A 23831-nucleotide genomic window follows, 5' to 3' on the forward strand; every position below is an offset into this window, starting at 1 on the left:
ACGTTGTCCTAACCCACCTGTTCGACCAAAAGCGACCCTGCCGAGAGTGGCTTGATCAAGTCTCGCGCCGGCACGGTCGGATCGAGCCAATCCGCCCAGGTTTCGCGCTCGAGGATGACGATCTGCCGGTCATGATAGGGCGCGATGTCGGGCCCGGGCTCCATCGTCAACATGGTGAAGGCCTCTCCCACATCCTTTGTCTCACGCCAAATTCCGGCGATACAGAAGATCGGCTCGTTGCGCTTCGTGAAGAGCCACTTATCCTTCCGCTTCTTTCCCTTCTCGGTCGGATCGGTGAACTCGTAGAAGCCATTGGCAACGATCAGGCACCGGTTGCTGGTAAACTCGCGACCGTCCGAGCGGAAATTGTAGACCGGTCGCTTGTTCTGTCCCGGCCAGCTCCAGCGGCGCTGCAGTAGATCGCCCTCCCCGGTCGCCCCTTCGACCGAGCGGATGATCGGGGCCACGTCGATGATCTTGATATCCTCCCGCGCCTGAATGTTCGGCGAGCCCTCGCTGAACCGGATCTTGATCTTGAGGTCGGCGAAATCCTCGACGATCGAGGCGACGTCCACCATCAGGCGATAGTCATTACACATCACTCCTCCTTTCTTGGCGTTGCGCCGACGCGCTGTTCCTATTATGTTCTAAATCGTTATGAACGTGAAGCCTTTCAATTCCGATGCACCGCTCGACGAACGCCGAGTCGTCGTCAGACGCTCAGGCGGCGACGTCGAAATGGTCGAGCTGGCGTGGGGTCTTCAGCCGCGCGATCCGCACGCGCGGCCTTTTACGGTTGTTCGCGCGGAAGGCCGGACGTTTCCAAGCTACCGCTGTCTCGTCCCTGCATCCGAATTTCGACATCGCAGCAACGGTAAGGATTACAGCTTCCAACTCGCAAACGGCGATTGGTTTTATTTTGCCGGGATTTGGCGGCCCGCTATGCGCGACTGGCCCGAAGCCTATGCGATCATCACGATCGAATCGAATAGCGACATCGCGCCGTACCACGATCGGCAAATGGTGGTGCTCCGCCGCGAGGAGCGCATGAGCTGGCTCGACCTGGGGCGACCTGAGGCTGACCCGCTGCGGGCGTTGCCCGCTGGAAGCTTTCAGATGTCCCGCCTTCACCGGCGGCGAGCTCAACCGATGCTCGCACTTTGACGATGAGCCGTGGCGGTGACGGAATCGGCTATCATCCCGCGAAAGATCATCCACGTCGACATGGACGCGTTCTACGCCTCGGTTGAACAGCGCGACGATCCCGGGCTGCGCGGTCGGCCCGTCGCTGTCGGGGGTTCGGAGGTGCGTGGCGTGGTTGCCGCGGCGAGTTACGAGGCCCGCGTCTATGGCATCCGATCGGCGATGCCGTCGGTCACCGCGAAAAGGCGTTGTCCCGACCTCGTTTTCGTGCCGCCCCGTTTCGATGTGTATCGTGCCGTCTCGGCGCAGATCCGCGAAATCTTCGCCGAGCACACTGATCTGATCGAGCCGCTCTCGCTTGACGAGGCTTATCTCGACGTCTCGGAGAACAAGCACGGCATTCCGATCGCGAGCGAGATCGCGACGCTAATTCGTGCGCGCATCAAGGAAGTCACGGGTCTCAACGCCTCCGCCGGTATTTCGTACTGCAAATTCCTCGCGAAGATGGCGAGTGACCTCAACAAGCCGAACGGCCAGGCTGTCATCACGCCGAACAAGGGTCCTTCGTTCGTTGAGGCGCTTGCCGTGAAGAAATTTCACGGCGTCGGGCCAGCGACGGCAGAGAAAATGGAACGGCTTGGAATCTACACCGGCGCTGATCTCAAGACGAAGCCGCTTGCCTACCTGCAGCAGCACTTCGGCAAAGCGGGGAGCTGGTACTATCGCATTGCCCGCGGCATCGACAACCGCCCTGTCGAGCCGGACCGGCCACGCAAGTCGATTGGGGCGGAGGACACCTTCCGCATCGATCTGTTCGCCCGCGAGAGCGTCTATCCCGAGATCAACGCTCTGGTCGCGAAGGTATGGCGTCTGTGCGCGTCGAAGCAGCTCCGGGCTCGCACGGTGACGTTGAAGGTGAAGTATGCAGACTTCCAGCAGGTAACGCGAAGCCGGACCGTTTCCCTGCCGTTCCGAACCGCTGCGGAGGTTGAGGAGCTGTCGCGCGCGCTGCTCGATTCGCTCTTCCCGGTCGAGAAGGGGATTCGGCTGGTCGGCGTCACGGTGTCATCGCTCGAGAACGCGAAGGCGGCTTCAGAAGGGCAGCTCGCGCTGCTGTAGCGCCCCGGGGAGCGCGACCCACTTTTTCGAGATGTCTTCCGTAAGGGAACGCTGCCACGGCGTCGCGCCTCCGCGGTTGTCGTGTGGAATATTCGCCATCGGTTGGGCATCTTGGCGATCGTGGCTGCGCTTGTTGGCGCGGTGAAATTTACAGGTCGGCATCAAGACCATGTCGACGTGGGCTATATTTCTCGCCCTAGTGTCCACTGTCTTGCCGAATACACGTACGTGACGCGCTGCTCGCCTCGATCCGGGCGCACCAATTCCGTCCCCAGCGATGGCGTATTCAAGGTCCCGCCCTATACAAAAATATTAGACAAACATCCCACAGTTGAAATCGGTAAAACGCCCGTAGAATTGAGTCATTGAGTCCCATAATCGATCCTGCGCCCGGAGATGAGTTCGCAATTATCTGGCCGGGGGTAAAGACAATGGAAGTGAATCTTGCGGAGTGGTCCGGTCAGCTTAAGCTCGATCACATTCCATTCGGGCCCCTCCAGCAGGATGGAAATGCGCTTCGGTCTCATCCGACGGACAGCGCATCGCGTGACCGCGCGGTGCATGACCTAGGCAATCTTCTTCAGATCGTATCGAGTGGAATCAAGGTCGCTGAGCGCTGCATTCGGGAAGGGCGAAGCGACGACGCGACGACGCGATCTCGCTCCTGGCACAGGTCGACGCGTCAGTACATCGGGCCGGCGGATTCGCACGCGAGACACTGCAACGCGGCACGGCGATCGCCTCGCGGTTCACACGCGTTGAGATGGATGCTTTCTTGCGTCGACTGGAAACTCCGATGCGTTTGGCTCTCGGCTCGCAGTCGACGTTGCGGGTGCGGGCCTCGGATGATCTCCCTCCATTGCATTGCGTGGAGACCGAGCTCGAGAATGCACTACTGAACCTCGTCATCAACGCGCGCCAGGCGATGCCGTTCGGGGGGCACGTCGAGGTCGAGGCCTGTCGCGTTGTCGGGGTCGCTTCGAATGCTGACGAGGCAATTGTTCTGCGATTCTCAGACACGGGTCACGGCATGTCCGAGGCCGTTGCGGCTAGGGCTTTCGAGCCCCGCTTCAGTGCGCGCGCCGGCGGGAACGGACTGGGGCTTGCCATCGTGTCGGACTTCGCGCGGGCACTGGGGGGACAGGCGTCAATCGAAAGCACGTCGACTGAAGGCACCAGCATCGCTCTATATCTACCCTGTGGGGCCGCACAACACGGGCAGCCACCGGTCGCGTGATAGTGACGGAGGTAGAGATGTTTCTCGTGCGGTATCATCACTAGCGTGCGCGCGCGTTGGAGAGCGACTTGGGAATCTGCGCGGCGGCAGTCGAGCATGAACAACGTGGGCATGATCCATCAGATCTCCTGTAGCGCGATGTCTATCTGTTTCTGCCGCTCGTAGCCGGCGAGTCTTCGCGAGATCGCTGACGGTGCGACGTTGCCCCCCGTTCGATGAGTCGGGGCGTAAAGCTCGAGATGATTGCAGATGCGATAACTGATGGCTCCCGCTGTACAAGGGATGGAGCGTTGGCCGCGGCTCGTCTCGGCTGCGCGTACCAATCCCGCTCTTCAGCGATGGCGTCCTGGCCCGCCTCCGGGTCTTCCACGATCAACCCGCAAGGGGTCGGCTAGCAAGCTGCCGCCGCTACGGCTTCGCCTTCGCGGTGATCGCGACCGAAGGCGGTCCTTCGAGGAGCCATCGAGCGGGAATTGGCCCGCTCCGGATGGAGCCTTCGAAATGTCGCACGATCTTTCCCTTGCCCAGAACCACGCCTTCCAGCTCGCTCGTACTCTGATGGTCCCGGTGACGCTCTTCAAATCCGGCGATGCCTACGGCGCGCTGCCCTCGAACGAGCTCGACGACAGCGACGACCTCGAGCTGATCCACGAGTTTGATCCTTACGAGCGCGGCCCGGCTCACTGAGCCGGTTCCGATGGCGCCGCGCGACGCGGCGCCTCGACTGCTGCTTCGCGACGACCGCGGCCTTGCGCGGCCGGGGGAAGGAAGAGGCAGCCAGCCGCACCGTTGTGCCAGGGCCATCTCTCTCTCAGTGACGGCCGATGATACCGGCAGTCGGACCGCGTCAAGGACACGCGGTCGTCCCCCAATTTTCCGCCGCCACCCGCCGGGCGGCGACAGAAAATCGGCACCCCCGCGCACCGGCTCTGCCGGTCGCTGCGCGATCCTTGACCCGGCCCTCCAACGCCAGGCGGCCTGCCTCCGTCTTCGAGACGAAGGAGGTTCACATGGAAAACGTTCACGACATCTACGCCGAAATCGCCGAGCTCCGCGCTGAGCTTGCGCATTGCATCCTGACGCGGAAAGAGCGCCGCGAAACGCAGCAACGCCTCGATCAGGCGCTCACGGAAGCCGAACGCCGGGAGCGCGAGGCGGAGGGGGCTTAGCCCCCTCACATGGGGTGGTTTTGGTCAAGGGTTCTTCATGCGATCATGATGGCACTCCTCATCATGATCAGGGCCGAGCCGTTTTCTGCATGCAGCCGGACAGCCGCATCACCTCACATCCGGTCGGCGCGCAGGCGCCCGCACCATGATCCCTCATGCTTGAGGGCGTCGGCTCGGAAGAGCGGACCATCCTTTTTGGCGGCATGTTCCAGCCAGGGGGCTCAACTGCGGTCACCACTCACCCGGATCCAGCTCGCCAGTTGTCGATCCGGCGCGCAGGATGAGAAAGGCTGAAGAGGCTATGGTTTGAGTACGGCGCCCTCGGGCATGGTGCCTTGGGTCACGTAGCGCCAAAGCGCCACGAGGAGCTTGCGGGCCAGCGCCACGATGGCAATGCGTCGAACCCGGCCGCGCCCTGGGCCTACCCGCTGGGCGAACCAGCGGCTGAGCGCCGACCCGGGCTGATGGCGGACCCAGAACCAGGCCAGCTCGACCATGGTATGACGCAGGCGAGGGTTGCCCGCCTTGGTAATGCCCTGCTCGCGGTCGATGCCGCCGCTCTGCCACGGGCTTGGGGCCAATCCTGCATAAGCTGCGATCTGACGGCGGTTGTCGAAGCGCCGGAACAGGGCTTCCAGCCACAACAGCGAGGCGAACTCAGGTCCGATTCCCCGTAGGCGGACGAGCAGGGCCGGCGCCATCTCTCCGGCTTGTGCGAGAAGCGTATCGCGCTCGCGTTCGACCGCGGTCAGCTGAGACAGTACGAGCTCCAGACGGTCGATCTCGCGGCTGATCTCTCTGCCGAGATGGTCCGGCAAGGGGCGGCCATCTCCGGTCTGGAGGGTGGCAAGGCGCGTGCGCCGGTCCGCGCGGAGCGGGTCGTAATCGCCCACTCCCTGGCCGAACAGGAGACCTTTGATGCGGTTCGTATGTGCGATGCGCTCCTTGATCAGCCGACCGCGCTCGCGCGACAGCCGTCGCCGGTCCTCCGCGTCCGGGCTTGGCGCCTCGACCATCGAGCAGACCTGGTGCTCGCCTCGTGACCAGGCCATGAGCGTGCGCACGAGAAGGTCGCCGTCGACCGCGTCGGTCTTCGCCCGTCGGTGACGACGATTCACCGCAATCGAGGCCGGGTCCACGACGTAGCTGGCGATCCCCTCGCGCAGCAGCAGACGGTGGAGCCAAAAGCCATCCAGCCCCGCTTCCTGAACAACAGCGGCCGATATCGGCGCACCAAGCCGGCGCTCGGCGGCAGCTCGCAGCCGCAAAAGGAGCTGCAGAAGTCCCGCGCTGTCGCCTCCTGCGATGGTGTGGCGCGAGAACTTGTCGCTCCTGGGCGCGCATACTGTCACCAGCCATCGCGCCCGGCCGAGTTCGAGAGAGACGAAGAGCGTGTTAGCCTGCCGATGGATGGCGGCCGTCTTGCACTGATCGGTCATCGATCAATCTCCAGCTGATGTGTGACAGCCTCAGCCTAGCAAGGCCGGCCGCCTTCCACCCGCATGGGATCTTTTTTGTCGGCGATGGCCGGCGATGATGCTGATCGGGACCGATGCGCTTGCGTCCCTCGAGCCAAGATCACGCCTTGCGGCGTGGACCTTGTCGGGCGGGTGCCCCCGCCGCCGGCGCAGAGGCAATCTGCAGCGCCGGCCTTCGGCCATGACCGGCGTTTGGCGTTGGCGAGGCCGGGAGTACGGAGCGTCGGCTTGGTTGGACTGAGGAGCGTCGACCGGCCGATCGGGTGTCTGGCAACGGCAGGCGCACGACATTCGAGCGAAGGCTGGTGATCGTGGGACCCCTGCGTGGATGCGGTTGCGGTCGGCGAGCCGGACGCCGGCCTACGGGAGAGCGAGTGCGCCGTGATGGTGCCGTCGGGCGTGATTGAGGCAGCGATAGTGACGCACATGTCGTCATTCCCAAGGCGTTTACGACAGCCACCCCCAATACGAACCCGATTGGCCTGGTCTGACCGAAGGACGAGCACGCTGCGCGTTCTCTCGATCTTGTCCCCGCAACGTCCTGCGACGACTTTTTTCCGCCGCCTTCGGCTTTGCATCGCGAGGCAAAAAAGCCGTCTCCGGCCGCCTTCCACTTCGTTTCAGCCCTTCGGGTGCAGGTCGATCGCCTCCGGTCTCACGACCGCCATCGGGTCGCGATGGGCCCGGCCCTGAAACAAGGGAATGAGACAATGGCGACCATCGGCACCTTCACCTCGAACGGCAACGGCTTAGGTTGCGTGCACGGAAGTGTCCTTTAGCGCGCTGTCTTGTGATCCTGGCACGCAGACGTCCGGGTCAAGTGTTCCCGCAGCGTAGCGAGGACAGCACTTGACGCGGCGGCGACGCCACAAGCTTTTCCATGGGGTGCAGGACAAGTCCTGCACCCCTGCCACGTGGCGAACGGGAGAGCACGAGGGGAACCCCTCGCATCTATGAGAAGACTCGCGCCGTAGGCGCTCCGCTTATCTTTTCTTCAGGTGCTGTCATTTGTCAGTTTCATCGACGGTGTAACCACTTGGACGATGTCGATGTCCTTTTGCGCCTCCGGGTGCCTTGCCTCCGGAGAGCAGGATGGTTTCGATCGTGCGGGCGGTCGCCGGTGTTGACGGGATTCCGAACGGATTTCCCATTTTGCTCGACGCACGGATGTCGATCGTCGAGCCGGCCTTCAGCTATCTGCTCGAGCTTTCCACAATCCCCGGCCGCTCTCATGCGACGGAGACGCTGCGGACCTACAGCGAGCATCTTCATGACTGGTTCGACACGCTGGAACAGAGCGAACTGGATTGGCGTCTCGCCAATGAGGGGACGATCGCAGCTTACCGCAACAGGATGCTGTCGGCGCCAAGCCCGCATACGGGCCGTCCCTATGCCCGTTCGACGGTCAACGACCGCGTCCGGACGGTCTGCCGCTTCTATTCATGGGCGCATCGGCGCAGGCTGATCGACGCGCTGCCGTTCGACTATATCGACGTGTCGCTGCGATCGGCGCGCCGACAGGGCATGCTGGCGCATCTGGATCATCGTCCGCCTGTTGTGATGGCGAACGTCCTGACGATCTCGGAAGCCGAACGGCTGCCGCGTCCGCTTCGCGTCGATCAACTCCAATGCCTGTTCCAGCATCTCGATCCGCCCTATGGCCTGATCGCCGAGTGGGCATTGGCGACCGGCATGCGCCGCAAGGAGCTTTGCGGCTTGCAGCTTCATCAGGTGCCGGAGGTCGCCCATCTCGATGTCGATCAGGCTCCGCTCGTGAGCATTCCGCTGACCATCACCAAGGGCGACCGGCCGCGATCGGTCTATCCGCCCTTGCGATTGATCGATCGCACCCACTGGTATGTCGGAGAGGAACGCGCTGCTCTCGTGAAGCGCCTGCGCAGGGCTCAACCCGGTTATCGGGTGCCGGCGGCACTTTTCCTCAACAGCAAGGGCAAGCCTGTTTCCCGAGCGAGACTCTCTGCGGCGTTCGGCACGGCGTTCCGCGCGGCAGGGCTTATCGGGTCGGGGCATTGGCTGCGCCACACCTTCGCGATGACGATGCTCGTGCGCCTGCAGAAGCAGGCGACGACGGCGCCCGACCTCAACCCGTTGAAGATCGTGCAGGTCCTGTTGGGTCACGTGTCGATCCAGTCGACGGCCATCTATCTACGCTGTGTCGAGCTTCACGCCGACACGCTCGCCGAGAGCCTTGCCTATCTCTATGGCGAGCTGGTGCCCCATGACCGGGCGTAGGAGGAGTGCGATCGACCGCCGGCTTCCGGTTGCCGCGATGGGGCTGGAGACCTCGGTATCCGCGTTGAGCACCGACACGATCGTTTTCGTAGATGCGTGGGGCAAGCCCGATCAGCGGTTCGATCCCGGTCAGTTATCCGGCCTGCCTGCCGATCTGCGCCGGCTCCTGGTTGACGCCTTCCGTGAGTACGGCGCCGGCCAGCAGCCGGCCACGCGTCGAACGACCTGGGGAGCTGCCCGTCGCTTTGCCCGCTTCGTCGCCGACGACGGCATGATCGAGACAGCCAGCGATCTCGATACCGCAGCCCTTGGCCGCTACGTGCTCTGGCTCAGGAAGGAAGGCGCATCACGTGCACCACGCGGCGCGCATGCCGTCGCCTTCGATGTCCTTCGGCCCTTGCTCATATGGTGCCAGCGCAATCGGCCGGGCGGTCTCGCGCGCGACCTGGAGATTCCCTGGAACCCGTTTCCCGGCAGGAGGACACACCAGCAGCCGCGGCGGCGGCTTCCCGCCGATCAGATCAAGGCGATCCTACGCGCCTGCTACGAGGAGATAGCCGAGGCTTGGGGGCGGTTTCAACATGGGCAGAAGGTCAGGCAGCGTCCCGAGCTTCCGCCGAAGACGCTGCGCGGCCAAGGGCTCGACCGATGGATATGGCGGATCAGCCGGATCGAAGGCGGCCTCATGCCAGACACTGCCGTCCTGGAGGAGCACGGCATCAAGTCCAGCACGTTGGTCAGGTTCTGGGGCGGTTCGCGCACCATGTCCCAATATTTCCACATCACCACCGACACGCTGGTGCCGTTCTTTCTGGCGATCGCCATCCAGACCGCCGCCAATCCGGAGCCGCTGCGCCATATCCGCCGCGACTGCCTCGTTCCCCACCCGCTCGACGAACATCGCGTCATCGTCGACTGGAACAAGGCCAAGACCGGAGCCCGGCTCCAGAAGGCGCAGCGCCGGTCCTTCGATCGGCGTCGGCGATACGCCGCTCCGAACCTGATCGAGATGATGCTGGCCTTGACCGAACCGATCGTTGCGACGGCGCCACCCGGCGAGCAGGATCGGCTCTTCCTGACGCGCAGCATTCATAAGGAACCCATCCGTCGCTCGCTGCGCAGCCGCACCGAAGTCATCGAACACTCGGTTCTCCGGCGAGCCATCCTCAGATTCATAGAGCGCGCCAACCGCCGTATCGAGGCGTGGAACACCACCCATTCCGACAAGCCCCGTGAGCCGATCGCCGGATTTGCTCCCGCGCTGTTTCGCGGAACCGTGGCGACCGAGCATTACCGCGCGTCCGGCGGCGATGTTCTCGCAGCGCAATCGATCCTGAACCATGCCAGCGCTGCCACGACCGAGACCTATCTCAAGAGCGAGGAGACCACGCGCCTCCAGCGCCAGACGATAGCCCGCCTGCAAGACCTGATGATCGCCTGGGTGCGCGGGCCTGACAGCGAGCCGGCGCCGGTCTCTGGCGAGGCTCGCGCCACCGTTCTCTTCGGCCACGATTGCCTTGCACCTGTCGTTCCTGGTCGGGATGGCACTGAACGCCTGTGCCCGCGCTTCGGCGGATGCCTCGCGTGCCCCGGCCTGGTCATCCCGGTCGATCGGGAGCATCTCGCGCGCATTCTTGCTGCCATCGATCGGTTCGAGCAGGCCCGCAACCGGCTCGATCCACGGCGCTGGAACCTCCTCTACGCACCATCATGGCGTATTCTCACCCAGGACATCCTCCCGGATTTCCCCTCGGATATGCATGAGGCCGCACGCACGCTCGCTGCCAGCATGCCGGCCCTGCCGGAGCTGGAGTGATCATGCCAGCGCAAGCGCAGAACCTCGTCCGTTTTGACCGCCCGCAACGCGTATCGTCACGGTCGCTTTGGGCAGACCCTCAATGGCATTTCGACAGCACGCGGCCCGACCTGCGAACCCATCAACTCTTGATCGATTGGGCTTTCGAACTGCCTGACGGCAGCCGTTTCACCGATCCACCGTGGGGCCGGTGGCTGGAGGACGCACGCACCTTCATTTGGTCGCTTCACGTCGATCCGCCGCCAGGGCGTCGACAGGCGCGGGCAAGGTCGCTCGTCGCGACCGCGCTCAGGCTTCGCGCCCTGATCCGATGGATGGCCGAGCAGGCGATGCGCAACTTCGCCCAACTGGACCGCGATACAGCCGAACGGTTCATGCAGCACGTGGCAGGACGACGAACTCTTGCAGGAGCTCCGATCAGGCCCGGCACCAGGCACGACTACGCCAACCTTCTTCTCGCCCTCTATCAGCAACGGTCCAGGCTCGCTTTTGCGCCTCCCGAGCATCCCTTCGGTGATGAGCGCGCCAGCCGGTTCTCCGGGTTCAGTCGTCATACGGTCCAGCGCTTGCCCTTCACGCCGGACGCCATCGCCGTTCCACTTGTCTCGGCTGCGATCCGGTTGATCGGGCAGCCAGCCGACGACGTCATTGCGCTGCGCGACCAGGCCGTGCCGTTTCGCATGGACGATCAGGGCCGTTCCTTCTTCACTCACCGGCAGGCCGTCCGCGCGCTCGTGTCGTCGTTTCGCTTTTCTACCATCGAGGGTGAGCACACCCCCTGGCATGCACCGCTGACCCGGACCAAGGATCTTCGCCTGCTGGTCAACCGGATCCAGGAGGCTTGCTTCATCACCATCGCCTATCTGGTCGGCGCACGGGTCTCAGAGATCCTGACGCTGGAGGCGAACTGCATCGAGGAACATCCATCCGCGGATGGCAGCGAAGCCTTCGCCTACCTCCGCGGTCGGATATTCAAGACCGCCGCCAGCGAGGCCGGAACACCGCATCTGTGGCCGGTCCCGCCGCCTGTCCTGCGCGCCATCGAGATTCTGCATCGCCTATCGGAGCCTTTTCGCGCCGACGCGGGCCGACCCGAGCTTTGGCTCTCTCTTTCCGGCAGCGGCCTCGTCGATCGCCGAGCTCCCGAGGTCATGACAGCCAGTTCGCTCATCGTCCGTCTGAACAAACGGTTCGCTCCCTTCATCGATCTGCCTCACAATGACGATGGCTCACCCTGGCATCTCACCACACATCAGGGCCGCAAGACCTTCGCCCGCTTCGTCGGCAAGCGCGACCGCACCGGCCTGCACGCCCTCCAGCATCATTTCGGGCACGTGACCCGCATCATGACCGACAGCGCCTATGTCGGCACGGATTTCGATCTCGGTGAGCTCGTGGACGCTCAAACCCTCGAAGAGACCCGCTCCGCTCTCGAGGAACTGCTCACCGCCTCGCGTCTCGGCGGCAAGGCTGGACGACTGCTGTCGTCGCGATCGCGCTTCCGGGGCCGTACCCGCGACGGCGAACTTGCCGCCTATGTCGATTTCCTGATCGAGGACAGCGGCATGCGGCTGGGCGTCTGCGATTGGGGCTATTGCGTCTATCGCGCCGAGACCGCCGCCTGCATGGGTGACGAACGCGGCCCGAACCCGCTCTGGCGCACCGAGAGCGCCTGCGTGAGCTGCGCGAACTTCGCCGTCACCGAGCGCCACCGGCCCGTCTGGCAAGCCCGGCTCGAGCGCAATCTCGCGCTGATTGCCGACCAACGGATCGACGGAGCGAGCCGTGCACTCGCCAACACACGTATTGCCGAGTGCGAGCGCATTCTGTCCGATCTTTCCGCAATAGAGGGTCCCCATGGCCAAGCCGCCAGCCGCAAACCCGCATGATCGGCGCATGGAGGCGACGGCCGAGAAGCTGCGCCTCGCTCTCGAGCGCCTGGTCGGAGGGGCCGGGCAGCGCTCCAGTGCATCGATCGCGCGCCTGACCGTCGCCGCACTGGCACGCGAGGCCGGCCTCAGTCGCAATGCCATTTACGCCAATCACCGCGATATCCTCGACGATCTCACCCGAGCCCGCCAGCGGCAGCGCGTGCCCGACCGGATCGCCACCATGGAAGACAAGATTACTGAGCAGCGCGGTGCGATCGACGACATGCAGCAGCGGATCCGACAGCTCGCGACCGAGAATGCCGGGCTCATGCGGCGAGCCATCGAGGCGGAACGTCGCGCCGACAGGGCCGAGCGCCGCAGCGCTCAGTTGACGAAGGAGGTCGACGCCGTCCGCCGCCCGACAGTGCTGCGATCGTCAGATGGGGACACGGCGCGACGCTGATGCCGTGACACCCCCCGCTCATGCCATGCGGCCCATCGCCATGCGCCGGTAAGCTGATGCCGCAGGTGCAAAGTAGCGAGACTCGTCTTCCTTCTTGTCGCAGTGAACGGCCTGGGCGTGATGCACGGTTGCGCCTGATCTCGGCATGTCGTCATCGTCCGGATATCGGCGTCATGAGCCAGGATCTCTCCTTCGAAGCTGAATGGGGTGCGTCCACTGCGGCCTTTCTTGCTGGCGTATCTCACACCGCGTCCGGCTACTGCGCAGCCCGACCTCGATCCCGCAACAGCGCGATGCCGATCTTCTTCCCCGCCGTGCTCGGCTGACGCCTGCGCGCGGCTTCCTCGCGAGGCAAGAAGCCCGGCTCTGCGCCGCCTTCCACTGCGTTCCAGCCCTTCGGGTGCGGGTCGGTCGCCCGGTGTTCTCCGATCGCCATCAAGGCCGCGGTGGTCGCGACCTGATACAGCAAAGGAGAAGTTCCATGGCTCAGATCGGCACGTTCACCCGCAACGAAGACGGTTCGTTTGCCGGAGTTATCAAGACGCTCAACCTCAACATCAAGGCCCGCCTGGTCGTGGCCGAGAAGGAAAGCGACAAGTCGCCCGACCTTCGCGCCCTCGCGGGCGCCATCGAGATCGGCGCCGGCTGGAAGAAGACCGCCAAGGAGACCGGCCGGGAATATCACTCGGTCAAGCTCGACGACCCGAGCTTCCCCGCTCCGATCTACGCCACCCTGGTCGAGAGCGAGGACGGGTTCGCCCTCTTCTGGTCGCGCTGAGGCAGCCCGACCCTCGGACGCGGCGCTCCACCTCGGGGCGCCGCGATTCGGCAAAAGGGCACCTTGAACGTGTCATCCAACAAATAATGAAGCGACATCAACGACTTCCGCTCAAAATGACAGTTGACGGCTGACCTAAAACGGCTTCACGGGCACCATCCGCACCCTGACCCTGAACGTCAAAGCTCGGCTGGTCCGCATCGAGAACCCCTCCGACAAGGGTCCGCACTTCCGCATCTTCGCAGCGGCGAATGTCGAGCTCGGCGCCGCCTGGCAGAAGCACTCCGACCAGACGGATCGCGACTACCTCTCGGTCAAGCTCGACGATCCGAGCTTCCCTGCCCCGATCTACGCGACCCTGGTCGAAGTCGAAGGCGAGGAAGGCCTGCAGCTGATCTGGTCCCGGCCGAACCGGGACTAATCGGGGCGACAAGAGGGCCCCGCCGCAAGGCGGGGCCTTCGCCACGCTCGTGACGCGCCGGACGTCAGTCGCCGCTCGAACAATCGGCGTCCTGGTAGCCGCGGCGCCTCTTCCTGCGCTCGAGAAGGTCGAAGGCGTTGTCAGCGGCGGCCGGTTGATCGAATGTTTCCATCATCGTCTGACCCGAGGTGCCGATGCGTCCCCAGGTCCGCACGACCGAAGCGCCCCCGAACAGCGTCGGCTGCAGCGCGAGCAAATAAAAGCGGCGCATGTTCTGCGCAGGGTCGATGCGGCGCAAATGGCGCGGGTATTGATCCGTCCTGGACATGGCGAGAGTCTCGCCTGGCCGGAGACGACCGTCCAATGGATTTCCTGAATCGATCCAGCGCGAATGATTCACCGCATCGATGGGTCGAGCATCAGCATGTATTTGGGCGAGCCGCCTGCGGCGGGCTGGCTCTACTCGCACCGCTGTGCGCCGCTCGCGAAGCCCGCAATGCGGTCTCCGCCCATGCGGGTGACGATCCATCTCGCAGGGCGCCAACGACCGGATCGACCGGGCGTTCGGCCTGCGAAGGATTCCCCTCGCGCTCCTGGGCCAGCCCCTGCCGGCAAGTAAGCACGGCGCCTAGGCACACTGACGTCCGGCGACATTTTCAGTCGCAGCCCGCCTTTCAGTTGCGCCGCGAACGGCGGCCGCCTCACCCGGCGTCCTGATCCAATCTTGCAAGGCGCTCAGGCATGTCGAGCAGCTTCATCGCCGCGGCTGCGATAGCCTCACCGATCGTCGGATAGGTCTCGTGCGAGCTAATCGAAACGCCGTCGGGGAATGTCACAGTCGCTTGGTAGCCGTTGCCTTTGGGCGTCGCCGTGAGCTCGATGGGGGCCATGTTGCAGCTCCGTGTTTGCTGACAGGGGCCTCTCGACGAGGTCCCTTGTGCGGTTCAAATCTCGCAGCCGATGCCCCAACTTCGCCAGGGCTTTTCATCGTCCCTGCGTTGAACGCGAAAGGCGCCGCTTGGATGCGGCGCTGGAGGCGGCTGCAAGCAGATCCTCCCAGGTGTCCGGCGGGTTTCCGCGGTCCAGCATCTTCCTGAATACAGCGTACGCGTCGTTCGCGCTTTCATAGGCACGCAACGTCGAGTCGTCATTCACCCATGCCAAGACGATCACCTTCGCATCGCCCGTTTGCTGGTAGCGAAAGAACAAACGAAACTGCTGCAGAAATTTGGCGCGGAACCAGTGCTTGTAATCTCCGCCGAGCGTGCTTCCCTGCCGGTAGACATCGCGCGTCGGATCGCCGGGAATATCGTCGAATGCGACCTTGAGCACAGCAGCGAGCAGTTTCGCCGCACGCTTCTTTGTAAAGGTCTTCGGGTCTTTCTTTCGCGCCTTCTCGACAGTTGCGATCATCGCCTCGAGCTGGTCGAGGAACAACGGATGCGCGAAAATTCGCCAGCCGTTGATCTCGACAATATCATCGTTCACGCCTCGTCATCCGGGAGCGGTGCGTCGAGGTCGACCTTGACGCCTTTGACCAGCGCCTTTCCACGCGCCAGCATCGACGCCGGCACCGGCCGGATCTGAGCCGGCTCGTTCGTCATGTCGCCCGCAAGGAATTTGAGGAACTTGCCGATCATCGGATCATCCTCCTGCCGGTCCGCTTCCTTCTTCGCGATCGTGACGGTCCCGTCCGCCAGACCACGAAACACCACCTGATCACGCTTGCCGAGCGCGAGCATCTTCCGGATCGCCGCCGGCACGGTCGTCTGGCCACGGTCAGTGATGGTCGCAGGGATTTCGAGGATTTCCGCCGTTTTCGGCATCGGAGACTCCTTGCCTCTTTGCATTTCTCCATGTAATGCATTTGCATTGTATGTCAAGGCCATCAACCCGCTTCCGGGGAAAACAAGGCCGCAGGATGGGGCGAAGCAGTGCTCTGCATAGACGTCGGTCATCTCGAGAAGGGCCACCGCGGCCGCCATTGCCAATCAGCAAGACCTGAATTGGCCGATTCCCGCGAAACGAGGACAGCGTGCGACCGACGCTCAAATCCTGAGCCGGATCGGTCAGAGAGTTTTCTTCGTCTTCTGGGTGAGGCCACCGATTATGCACACCTGTGAACCCCCGACAGAGGCAATTGACCGGTGGCTATCGTCCAATGGAACAATCAGGGGGAGATACGGCCATCTCCTGCTCGAACAAAAGGCCGTCACGGATGACGATCTGATCGATGCCATGCGGCCGTATTTCGAGTCCGCGCATCTCGACGCTCGCGAGTATTTCCATCGCCAGATCGGCATCGACCTCCACCCCGACGCGGACGCGCCTGGGGCGCACGCGTGTTACCCGAGCTGCCTTCCGTCAACCGCACGGCGCGGCCTCTTCGGCGAAGTGATGGCCGGAATGGTCACAGAAGCATTCCAGGCAAAATTCGTCGGCGGCCACGAATGGTGCATCCCGATCTTCCTTTTCCGACAGCATGCTGACGTCGAGGCCTACCTGTGGGATCTGGCGCGCAATCCGGAACGCGTTCGCCAGGTTTTCGGCCGCTTCGGCTCCGACTTCCTGGGGCTCTCGCTCAACGAAGACGGCGAAGTCGTCCGCTTCATCGCGGGTGAAGCAAAGTGGCGCCAGCGGCTAACCGACTCTGCTGTCGATTCCCTGATGCTCGGCCCCTGGGAGGAGGATGAAGAAACCGGCGAGCGCGCGCGATCTGGTCGCGGTGTCTGGTTCGAGGTCAATCGGGACACCCCGCTCCCGCACGGCCTGCGGCAACTCCAGCGACTCCTCGAATTGCGCGACCCCGACGGCTATCAGGCAGCGATTCTGTCGATCGACGAAGCCGTCCTGCTGGAAGACGCGCCACCCTTGCCGCGAACCAATCTGATCCTCATCGCCGGCAATGGCGCTCGCGATCGCAAACCACTCGACGTGCTCATCGGCTGGGAAGAAGCGCCGGTGGAATATACTGCCCCTCATGATCTTCAGGTCGTCGAGCTCATCCTGACCGATGGCGAGCGTCTCATCGACGGGCTCTATTCGAGCTTGTGGCAGGAGGCGGAATAGTGCCCGAACTTGACGCCGACCGCCTGAACGTTGCCGACACCCTCCGCCGTGCGCTTGCGATCGAAAACGAACTTTCACGCCCGCAAGCCCGGGCCTATGTGCGCTGCCTCCAAACCACCTGGCAGGTTCCCGCCATTCAGTGGAGCGATCGCGAGTCGGCCCGACAATTAGCGGATGCCCGCCGCTTGCTTCACGCAGCGCACATCTTTCGGCAGATCGAGGGAGCATCCTCGCCCCGCGCAATCGACTGCTATCGCAGGACAGGCGAGATCCTGGAATGGCTCTCCCGCGCCGCCGACGGCCTTCGCTCGATCGTCCCGATCGAGCTGCTCGCGGCCGCCGCCTACCAACTCGGAGGTCTGCCAGCAATGGCGTCAGGCCTTCTCAGGCAGATCGGGACCGACCACGAAGGTGTAGCTCTCTATTCGGCATTTCTGAGAGCGGATTTCGATGGCGTCATTCGTCGATCCTCCACCTTTTGGAATACGCATCCCGATCTCACTGCGCCGGATGCATCGCGCCGGCTCGCTGCGGCTGGAGTCGACGAGTTTGACCTGGACGAAGACGATCATCGCGTTGCGTGGTTCTTCACCGTCGAACTCGTCCGCAGCCTCGGATTGATCGCTGACAGCCTCCGCCGCGGCGACGATGCGCGGCTGGAGATTGCAATGTCGAAGCTCCATGCGCTCGACGAAATGGCAACGAGGACGTTCAGCGACGATGCCTCGCTTGTTATCGCACTCATGCGGCAGGTCGCAGACGGCTACATGGCGGCCAGTATCTACCGGCCGCTGCGCGCTCTTGCCGCGCTGAACCCGGCCAGGACCGGAAAGCTCTTGTCATATGCTCGCGACCAGTTCAGCCGTGGTCGAGGAATTCTATGGACATCCCAGCTCCAAGGGCTCGAGCGCCTGCTACGAGACTCGTCGTTCGCACTCTGCACGCCGACGGGTTCGGGAAAGACGCTTGTCGCAAACATGGCGCTCCTGAAGGAGCTGCTGCTGCGCGAACACGACGGCCTGGCTCCGCTTGCCATCTATCTCGTCCCGTCCCGGGCGCTCGCCGGCGAGGTCGAAGCCAAGCTTCGTGCCGAGCTCGGAAGCGAAATGACCATCACCGCCCTCTATGGCGGCGCTGATTGGGGCATCACCGATTACTGGCTCACCGGGGATGAGCCGACGGTGCTGATCGCGACCGTCGAGAAAGCCGACGCGCTCATGCGCTATCTCGGCCCGATTATCACGGCTCGCGTCCGGCTCCTGATCCTCGACGAAGCGCACCAGGTTGTGCCCGATGCGAACGACAATACCCGCATCAGCTTTTCGGACCACAGCAACCGATCAATCCGACTGGAGAACTTTGTCTCTCGTGTGATTGCGCAGCGGCCCGACGTGGTTCGGATCGCGCTGACGGCCGTCGCAGGCGGCGCCGCACTTCCCGTTGCTCGATGGGTCGAGGGACGTGCGGATGCCGACGCTGTGGGCGTACGCTATCGCAGTACGCGGCAGGTCATTGGCATTCTCGAAACCGCACCAAACGCGACCGGCCGAATTCTCCTCGACATCATGAACGGCCGGACGCTGTATGTGCGCGGCCAGGAGCAACCGGTCTATCTCCCGCTGCGCATGCAACCGATGCCCCTGCTCCCGGCAGCGATGCGCAACAGTCTCAATCGCTTCAACTGCCTCAGCGTTCTCTGGACTGCGCTCCACCTCGTCGAAGAGGATCAACGGATCCTGATCTCGGTTGCGCAAGAACCCGAACAGACCATGCGCTGGTTCAAGGAGGCCCTGGAACTCGATACCTGGGCCGCGGTCCCGCCATTCGTGGTTCCCGAGGGCCGTGATCGTGAACGCTTCGATGAAGCGCGAGCGGCCTGTATCGACTATTGCGGCGAAGGCTCGTTCGAGCTGTTCCTCCTCGATCGAGGAATCGCGAGCAGCCACGGACAGATGCCGCAGCGCCTGCGGCGGCTGATGGTGGAGATGATCGAGCGTCGAATTTGTCCCATTACGGTCGCGACCGCGACGCTCACCGAAGGCGTGAACCTCCCGTTCGATCTCATCTTCCTGACGTCGCTCAAACGGCGCTCCTGGGATCAAGTCACGCAGAGTCAGGTCGTCGCACCGCTATCGACCGCCGAATTCCGCAACCTTGCGGGTCGCGCCGGAAGACCTGGCGCGGCGAAAGGGATTGAAGGCATGACGCTCGTGGCGCTGCCCACGCACGTATCGTCTACCGCCGCCGCGACAATTCCCGTTCAACGTCGCCAGCTCCGCGAGCTGCAGACCGACTATGAGCGCCTCCGCGCCTCCCTTCTGATCGAAGAAATGGATGCGGATGAAGTCGAAAGCCCTTTGGCGCTCCTCCTCAATGCGATCCGCGATCGCGCGGAGCGCTTGCTCGGCATTGATCCTGATGACTTCGTCGAGTGGCTCGAGGAGGCATTGCCCCCGGACATCAGTGGCGCGGCCGGTGAAGGCGCGACCGAACCTCGTGCCCGCCTGGCCGATACACTCGACGAACTCGACGGCGTGCTCCTGACGGCGGTCGAGGAGGTTTCGCGAGCCGATGGAGCCGCCATGACAGGCGCCCGCGCCGAGGCTCACCTCGTGGAGCTATGGCGGACAACATTCACGGCTGCCGCAGCCGCCCAAGAGCTTTGGCTGGAGCAAGCGTTCGTGCAGCGGGGTCGCGCGATCGTGGAGACCGTTTATCCCGACGCAGATGAACGCCGACGGCTCTACCAGTATGGCTTCTCTCCCGTCGTGGGTCGCCGCTTTGAAGCGATCGCACCTCGCCTTCGCGACCTCATTGCGGCAGCAACCACCTACGGTCAGGACGACGCCACGGCGCGGATCGACGTGTTCGAGGAGATCGGCCTCCTGCTCGCCGCTGACCGTGGCTTCGGCTTTCGCGTGCGTCAGACCGATGCGGATCAGGCGCTACTGCGGGGCTGGGCGGACGTGTTGGGATGGTGGATGCATGAACCCGACGCCATCGTGCCGGAAGCGGATGATCTCCGTGCCTGGCAGCGCTTCGTCGCCGACAATCTCGAGTTTCGGCTTGGAGTCGCGATCGGGGCTGTCGTTGCGCAGGCGTGGTCAGCGGGAGCAGCAGACGCCTTCGCCGTACCTACGCTCGCGGAATGGAAAGCCACCACGGGCTTGCCTTGGTTCGGCTTTTGGGCGCGCGAGCTTTTGAGATGGGGAACGCATGATCCTTTTGTCGCCTTCGCGCTGTCGCAAAATCTCGCCCAGACGCGCGAAGCGGCGGCCGGGCGACGCAACGAATTTGAGGCTTGGCTCAACGACGAATTCGAAGACATCGAGTCTGAGGATCTCATCGACCCCCAGCTCTTTCTCCAATGGCAAGGAACGCTCCCACGCCGACCGCTGGAGGCCGCGGTCGAACGACCGGAACCGGTGGCCCTCACGGGCACCGACGGTCATCGACAGCGATACAGCGTCATCCCGATCGCCGATGGCGCTTTGGTGCGCTGGCTCGATCCCGCTGGGTTCGAGCTTGCGCGATCGGAAGATTTCCTGGGCGAGTTCCACGACCGATTGATCAACAACGACTACGAACTGCGCACGGACCGCAGGATATCCGCTGTCCACCGCACGTTCACAAGGACGGCTCGAGCGTAGGCATCACCCTACTCGACTACAGGATTCCCCATGCGCGATAGCTTCCGCGGCCGGTCGCCTCGCGCAGGCCGAGCTCCGCAACCAGGTCCTGTGCCGCGCGCGGCGTGATCCGCAGTTGCTCTGCGATCATGCCGGCCGAGACAATCGGGCGGGTCAGCACAAAATGGGGTCGGAACAAGAGCTGTGCAAAATCGTACGCTAAGGACGAAGCGTGAACCGAGTTTGGTTGTGTCTCGCGATTTCCGCGGCAGTGCGTCTGATCCCAGTGGATAACGGTGCCAGCAGGATCGCTGCTGTTTCCACATCCGGTCAGTTCGGCAACATTCAGCGGTAGTTGGTGCTGTATGCGGAGTTGAGCAGTGGCCAGGCGCACGATTCTCAAAGCTCAGGATCGACGGCAGCTTTTCGACATTCCGGCTGATGAGGACAGCCTGATCCGACACTATTCATTGTCCGCCGCTGATCGCCTCGAGATTGATCTGCGCAGACGCGAGCATAATAGGCTCGGCTTTGCTGTTCAGCTTTGCGTTATGAGACATCCGGGCCGGGTGCTGGCGGCCGGCGAAATTCCGCCGCGTGCGATGCTGAAATATGTCGCCGACCAGATCGGTGCCGATCCCCCTGTGTTCCCAACCTATGCCCGGCGGGAAGAGACACGTCGCGATCACATTGCGCGCCTGATGAGCTATCTCGGCGTCAGAAGCGCGACATCTCAGGATCGTCGCGCGGGGCTGTTATCGGCAATTGAGGCGGCCGCGATGTCCGACAGCGGCGCTTCGATTGTAAACGCCATTGTCGCCACGCTGCGAGAACGCGGAGTACTGTTGCCGGCGGCGGAGATCATCGAGCGAATGGGGTTTGCGGCTCGCGCCATAGCTCGCCGCCGCGCCGAGGGTGCGCTTATCGAAGGTCTGGCACCAGAGAAACTGCAGGCGCTCGACAAGCTGCTCGAGGTTGATGCGGCGATCGGTCAGACCCGCTTCCATTGGTTGCGGTCGGCGCCTGAAGCGCCCGCGGCTTCGAATCTGGTTGGACTCACTGAACGGATTGCCTTCCTGCGCACGTTCGGAATTGATCCCGGCTTCCGGGCGCGCGTGGCTTCCGGGCGGTGGGACCAAATGGTCCGCGAGGGCAAGGCCACGCCAGCGTGGCTGGCCAACGACTTCAATGCAAGTCGTCGTCACGCCCTGATCGTCGCGCAGGTCATCAAACTCGGTGAGAAGCTGACCGACGATGCCGTGACCATGTTCATCAAGCTGATCGGGCGGCTGTTCTCGCAGGCTAACAGCCGTAAGAAACGGCGGCATATGGACCACCGGACAGACACCTCCAAGGCCCTGCGCATGTTCCTCGATACGATAACAGCGCTGCAGTCGGCCAACGATCGGGGTCAGGACGCACTCGAAGTACTCGACCAGAAGGTCGGTTGGCACCGGCTGCTGCGGATGAAACCGGAGCTTGCAGCAATGGTCGAGGAAAATGAGGTATCCCCGCTGATGCTGGCGGCCGAGCAGTATAAGGGCGTCCTCAAATACGCGACGGCGTTCCTAACGACCTTTACGTTCCGTTCGGCGCGCCGCCACGATTCCCTGCTCACAGCCGTTGCCATGCTCCGAAGGCTTCATTCGGAGGGACGGCGTGTACTGCCCGAGCGTGTTCCGACCAGCCATCTCAGTCCAACCGATCGAAAACTGATCTTTGGGCAGCAGAAGCCTGATCGCCGGCTCTATGAGATAGCCACGCTCGCCGCATTGCGCGAGCGCCTTCGCTCGGCGGATATATGGGTAGAGGGCAGCCGCTCGTTCCGCCCGATCGACGAGCACCTCATGCCGCGATCTACGTTCACCACGATGAAGGAAGAGGATCGGCTTGGCCTTGGTGTGGGCGGTGACGGCGCCGTCTGGCTGAACGAAGTAATGCAGGTGCTGGATTTCAATCTGAAGCGCCTGGCTTATCGCGCTCGCGCTCGTAACCTCGAGGGGGTTCGTCTGGAAGCGGGAACGCTGATCGTGACGCCGACCGTCGGCGACGTTCCTGCGGCAGCCGAAGAACTGAACGCGGAGATCAGCGAGATGTATCCGCTGGTCGAAGTTCCTGATCTCCTCAGGGAAGTGCATGAGTGGACGGGCTTTGCCGATCATTTCACACATGTCCGCACAGGCGACACCCCACGGAATGTCTCTGCCATGCTGGCCGGCATCCTGGCCGATGCAACCAATCTCGGTCCGAAGCGGATGGCTGGCGCATCCAAGGGCATCAGCGCCCATCAGATTGGCTGGATGCGCACCTTCCATGCCCGATCAGAAACCTATCGCGCCGCCCAGGCCTGCATCACCGACGCCCACACGGGTCACCCGCATTCCCGCCTGTGGGGCAACGGAACGACCGCGTCGTCCGACGGACAGTTCTTCCGTGCGAGCGACCGAGCGGCAAAACGCGGCGATGTCAATCTGCACTATGGCAGCGAACCGGGATCGAAATTCTACAGCCACTTGTCGGATCAGTACGGCTATTTCAGCATCCTGCCCATTAGCCCCACGGAAAGCGAAGCGGCCTACGTGCTCGATGGCCTATTTGACCAGGATACGCTCCTGGATATCCAGGAGCATTTTACTGACACTGGTGGCGCGAGCGATCACGTCTTCGGGCTGTTCGCCTTGATCGGCAAGCGCTTCGCCCCTCGGTTGCGCAACCTCAAAGATCGAAAGTTCCACACGTTCGAGAAGGGCGATGCCTACCCGGCGCTGACGAGCCACATCGGAGCACCGATCAACACCGCGTTGATCCTTGATCATTGGGATGACCTGCTGCATCTGGCAGCGTCGATCACGACGCGCGCCGTCGTTCCCTCGACGGTTCTGAAGAAGCTCTCGGCGTCTCCAAAGGAAAGCGAGTTGGCCAAGGCGCTGCGGGAACTCGGCCGGATCGAGCGATCACTGTTCATGATCGAATGGTATTCGAGCCCGGCCTTGCGCCGGCGGTGTCAAGCCGGCCTCAATAAGGGCGAGGCAGCGCACAAGCTCAAACGCGCGGTGTTCTTCCACGAGCGCGGAGAAATCCGTGACCGGTCATTCGAGAGCCAGGCATTCCGCGCATCTGGCCTCAATCTCGTCGTCAGCGCTATCGTCCATTGGAACACGGTCTATCTTGACCGCGCTGCAAACCACCTGCGGATGGCGCGTCGGACTATCCCAGATGACCTTCTCAAACATATTTCGCCTCTCAGTTGGGAACACATCAACCTCACAGGCATCTACGCTTGGGATTCTGAGCACCAGATGCCCGAAGGCTTCAGGTCGCTCAGGCTGCCAGCACTAATCCGACGGGCGGCATGATGTTCATGCTCCGTTCGCCCTTAGCGTAC

21 protein-coding genes and 1 pseudogene are annotated in these 23831 nt (G+C 63.1%); 15 read left to right on the plus strand and 7 right to left on the minus strand.

Annotated features, from left to right (window positions below; genetic code table 11):
- Positions 1-8 precede the first annotated feature (8 nt).
- Positions 9-599, minus strand: coding sequence for an SOS response-associated peptidase (locus K9D25_RS23675; RefSeq protein ID WP_244451432.1), 591 nt, complete (start codon positions 597-599; stop codon positions 9-11).
- 58 nt (positions 600-657) lie between these two features.
- On the opposite strand from K9D25_RS23675, the gene K9D25_RS23680 reads away from it, so the two are divergent.
- The 5 genes from K9D25_RS23680 (at position 658) to K9D25_RS23700 (ending at position 4668) form a co-directional block, all read left to right on the plus strand.
- Entirely contained in the window at positions 658-1164 is a 507-nt protein-coding gene (locus tag K9D25_RS23680; protein WP_244451433.1) for an SOS response-associated peptidase family protein, read from the plus strand.
- Positions 1165-1224: 60 nt separating this feature from the next.
- Positions 1225-2262: a DNA polymerase IV gene (gene dinB / locus K9D25_RS23685; protein ID WP_244451458.1), complete on the plus strand. Its 1038-nt coding sequence runs from the start codon at positions 1225-1227 to the stop codon at positions 2260-2262.
- 796 nt (positions 2263-3058) lie between these two features.
- A complete protein-coding gene (locus K9D25_RS23690; protein ID WP_244451434.1) occupies positions 3059-3499 on the plus strand; it encodes an ATP-binding protein in 441 nt (146 codons plus the stop codon).
- Positions 3500-4000: 501 nt separating this feature from the next.
- On the plus strand, positions 4001-4186 hold the full coding sequence (locus K9D25_RS23695; protein WP_034462712.1) for a hypothetical protein: 186 nt from the start codon (positions 4001-4003) through the stop codon (positions 4184-4186).
- Between the two features lie 323 nt (positions 4187-4509).
- The gene (locus K9D25_RS23700; protein WP_244451435.1) at positions 4510-4668 is read left to right on the plus strand and encodes a hypothetical protein; all 159 of its coding nucleotides are present in this window, start codon (positions 4510-4512) and stop codon (positions 4666-4668) included.
- A gap of 299 nt (positions 4669-4967) precedes the next feature.
- Here K9D25_RS23700 and K9D25_RS23705 read toward each other — a convergent pair whose 3' ends face one another.
- Positions 4968-6107 (minus strand): IS110 family transposase, encoded by a 1140-nt coding sequence (locus tag K9D25_RS23705; protein ID WP_244451436.1) that lies wholly within the window; start codon positions 6105-6107, stop codon positions 4968-4970.
- 1131 nt (positions 6108-7238) lie between these two features.
- Here K9D25_RS23705 and K9D25_RS23710 point away from each other — a divergent pair.
- From K9D25_RS23710 to K9D25_RS23740, 7 genes are all read left to right on the plus strand, one after another.
- On the plus strand, positions 7239-8399 hold the full coding sequence (locus K9D25_RS23710; protein ID WP_244451077.1) for a tyrosine-type recombinase/integrase: 1161 nt from the start codon (positions 7239-7241) through the stop codon (positions 8397-8399).
- A 37-nt stretch (positions 8400-8436) separates the two neighbouring features.
- Positions 8437-10215, plus strand: a complete 1779-nt coding sequence (locus K9D25_RS23715; RefSeq protein WP_244451076.1) for a hypothetical protein — start codon at positions 8437-8439, stop codon at positions 10213-10215.
- A 2-nt stretch (positions 10216-10217) separates the two neighbouring features.
- Positions 10218-12104, plus strand: coding sequence for an integrase (locus K9D25_RS23720; RefSeq protein WP_244451075.1), 1887 nt, complete (start codon positions 10218-10220; stop codon positions 12102-12104).
- A gap of 7 nt (positions 12105-12111) precedes the next feature.
- Positions 12112-12549, plus strand: coding sequence for a hypothetical protein (locus K9D25_RS23725; protein ID WP_244451413.1), 438 nt, complete (start codon positions 12112-12114; stop codon positions 12547-12549).
- 173 nt (positions 12550-12722) lie between these two features.
- On the plus strand, positions 12723-12875 hold the full coding sequence (locus tag K9D25_RS23730) for a hypothetical protein (RefSeq protein ID WP_244451074.1): 153 nt from the start codon (positions 12723-12725) through the stop codon (positions 12873-12875).
- A gap of 155 nt (positions 12876-13030) precedes the next feature.
- Positions 13031-13327, plus strand: a complete 297-nt coding sequence (locus K9D25_RS23735) for a DUF736 domain-containing protein (protein WP_244451073.1) — start codon at positions 13031-13033, stop codon at positions 13325-13327.
- Positions 13328-13484: 157 nt separating this feature from the next.
- Entirely contained in the window at positions 13485-13748 is a 264-nt protein-coding gene (locus K9D25_RS23740) for a DUF736 domain-containing protein (protein WP_244451459.1), read from the plus strand.
- A 64-nt stretch (positions 13749-13812) separates the two neighbouring features.
- Here K9D25_RS23740 and K9D25_RS23745 read toward each other — a convergent pair whose 3' ends face one another.
- The 4 genes from K9D25_RS23745 to K9D25_RS23760 form a co-directional block, all read right to left on the minus strand.
- Positions 13813-14076: a WGR domain-containing protein gene (locus K9D25_RS23745; protein ID WP_244451437.1), complete on the minus strand. Its 264-nt coding sequence runs from the start codon at positions 14074-14076 to the stop codon at positions 13813-13815.
- A gap of 373 nt (positions 14077-14449) precedes the next feature.
- Positions 14450-14638 carry a hypothetical protein gene (locus K9D25_RS23750; protein WP_244451438.1) on the minus strand — a complete coding sequence of 63 codons (189 nt, stop codon included), beginning with the start codon at positions 14636-14638 and terminating at the stop codon, positions 14450-14452.
- Between the two features lie 94 nt (positions 14639-14732).
- Complete coding sequence (locus K9D25_RS23755) at positions 14733-15236, minus strand: type II toxin-antitoxin system YhaV family toxin (protein ID WP_244451439.1); 504 nt, start codon at positions 15234-15236, stop codon at positions 14733-14735.
- Positions 15233-15574, minus strand: a complete 342-nt coding sequence (locus K9D25_RS23760) for a type II toxin-antitoxin system PrlF family antitoxin (protein WP_244451440.1) — start codon at positions 15572-15574, stop codon at positions 15233-15235. Before K9D25_RS23760 ends, K9D25_RS23755 begins: the two co-directional genes overlap by 4 nt.
- 283 nt (positions 15575-15857) lie before the next feature.
- Here K9D25_RS23760 and K9D25_RS23765 point away from each other — a divergent pair, with 283 nt between their 5' ends.
- Positions 15858-16817 carry an aminotransferase gene (locus K9D25_RS23765; RefSeq protein ID WP_244451441.1) on the plus strand — a complete coding sequence of 320 codons (960 nt, stop codon included), beginning with the start codon at positions 15858-15860 and terminating at the stop codon, positions 16815-16817.
- Positions 16817-20467, plus strand: coding sequence for a DEAD/DEAH box helicase (locus K9D25_RS23770; RefSeq protein WP_244451442.1), 3651 nt, complete (start codon positions 16817-16819; stop codon positions 20465-20467). The genes K9D25_RS23765 and K9D25_RS23770 overlap by 1 nt, the downstream gene beginning before the upstream one ends.
- 16 nt (positions 20468-20483) lie before the next feature.
- Here the strand turns inward: K9D25_RS23770 and K9D25_RS23775 are convergent.
- Positions 20484-20630 (minus strand): annotated as a pseudogene (locus K9D25_RS23775) (helix-turn-helix domain-containing protein); the annotation flags it as partial.
- Positions 20631-20826: 196 nt separating this feature from the next.
- On the opposite strand from K9D25_RS23775, the gene K9D25_RS23780 reads away from it, so the two are divergent.
- Positions 20827-23802, plus strand: a complete 2976-nt coding sequence (locus K9D25_RS23780; RefSeq protein ID WP_244451443.1) for a Tn3 family transposase — start codon at positions 20827-20829, stop codon at positions 23800-23802.
- Positions 23803-23831: the final 29 nt, after the last annotated feature.

The sequence above is a fragment of the Ancylobacter polymorphus genome (assembly GCF_022836935.1).
Lineage (GTDB): Bacteria > Pseudomonadota > Alphaproteobacteria > Rhizobiales > Xanthobacteraceae > Ancylobacter > Ancylobacter polymorphus_A.

Bases quoted from the DNA above. Each gene is read 5' to 3' on its own strand.
- K9D25_RS23730 (WP_244451074.1), top strand. From the start codon at position 12,723: ATGAGCCAGGATCTCTCCTTCGAAGCTGAATGGGGTGCGTCCACTGCG.
- dinB (WP_244451458.1), top strand. From the start codon at position 1,225: ATGGACGCGTTCTACGCCTCGGTTGAACAGCGCGACGATCCCGGGCTG.
- K9D25_RS23750 (WP_244451438.1), bottom strand. From the start codon at position 14,638: ATGGCCCCCATCGAGCTCACGGCGACGCCCAAAGGCAACGGCTACCAA.
- K9D25_RS23715 (WP_244451076.1), top strand. From the start codon at position 8,437: ATGGGGCTGGAGACCTCGGTATCCGCGTTGAGCACCGACACGATCGTT.
- K9D25_RS23705 (WP_244451436.1), bottom strand. From the start codon at position 6,107: ATGACCGATCAGTGCAAGACGGCCGCCATCCATCGGCAGGCTAACACG.
- K9D25_RS23720 (WP_244451075.1), top strand. From the start codon at position 10,218: ATGCCAGCGCAAGCGCAGAACCTCGTCCGTTTTGACCGCCCGCAACGC.
- K9D25_RS23710 (WP_244451077.1), top strand. From the start codon at position 7,239: ATGGTTTCGATCGTGCGGGCGGTCGCCGGTGTTGACGGGATTCCGAAC.
- K9D25_RS23695 (WP_034462712.1), top strand. From the start codon at position 4,001: ATGTCGCACGATCTTTCCCTTGCCCAGAACCACGCCTTCCAGCTCGCT.
- K9D25_RS23690 (WP_244451434.1), top strand. From the start codon at position 3,059: ATGCGTTTGGCTCTCGGCTCGCAGTCGACGTTGCGGGTGCGGGCCTCG.
- K9D25_RS23735 (WP_244451073.1), top strand. From the start codon at position 13,031: ATGGCTCAGATCGGCACGTTCACCCGCAACGAAGACGGTTCGTTTGCC.
- K9D25_RS23675 (WP_244451432.1), bottom strand. From the start codon at position 599: ATGTGTAATGACTATCGCCTGATGGTGGACGTCGCCTCGATCGTCGAG.
- K9D25_RS23745 (WP_244451437.1), bottom strand. From the start codon at position 14,076: ATGTCCAGGACGGATCAATACCCGCGCCATTTGCGCCGCATCGACCCT.
- K9D25_RS23700 (WP_244451435.1), top strand. From the start codon at position 4,510: ATGGAAAACGTTCACGACATCTACGCCGAAATCGCCGAGCTCCGCGCT.
- K9D25_RS23760 (WP_244451440.1), bottom strand. From the start codon at position 15,574: ATGCCGAAAACGGCGGAAATCCTCGAAATCCCTGCGACCATCACTGAC.
- K9D25_RS23680 (WP_244451433.1), top strand. From the start codon at position 658: ATGAACGTGAAGCCTTTCAATTCCGATGCACCGCTCGACGAACGCCGA.
- K9D25_RS23765 (WP_244451441.1), top strand. From the start codon at position 15,858: ATGCACACCTGTGAACCCCCGACAGAGGCAATTGACCGGTGGCTATCG.
- K9D25_RS23725 (WP_244451413.1), top strand. From the start codon at position 12,112: ATGGAGGCGACGGCCGAGAAGCTGCGCCTCGCTCTCGAGCGCCTGGTC.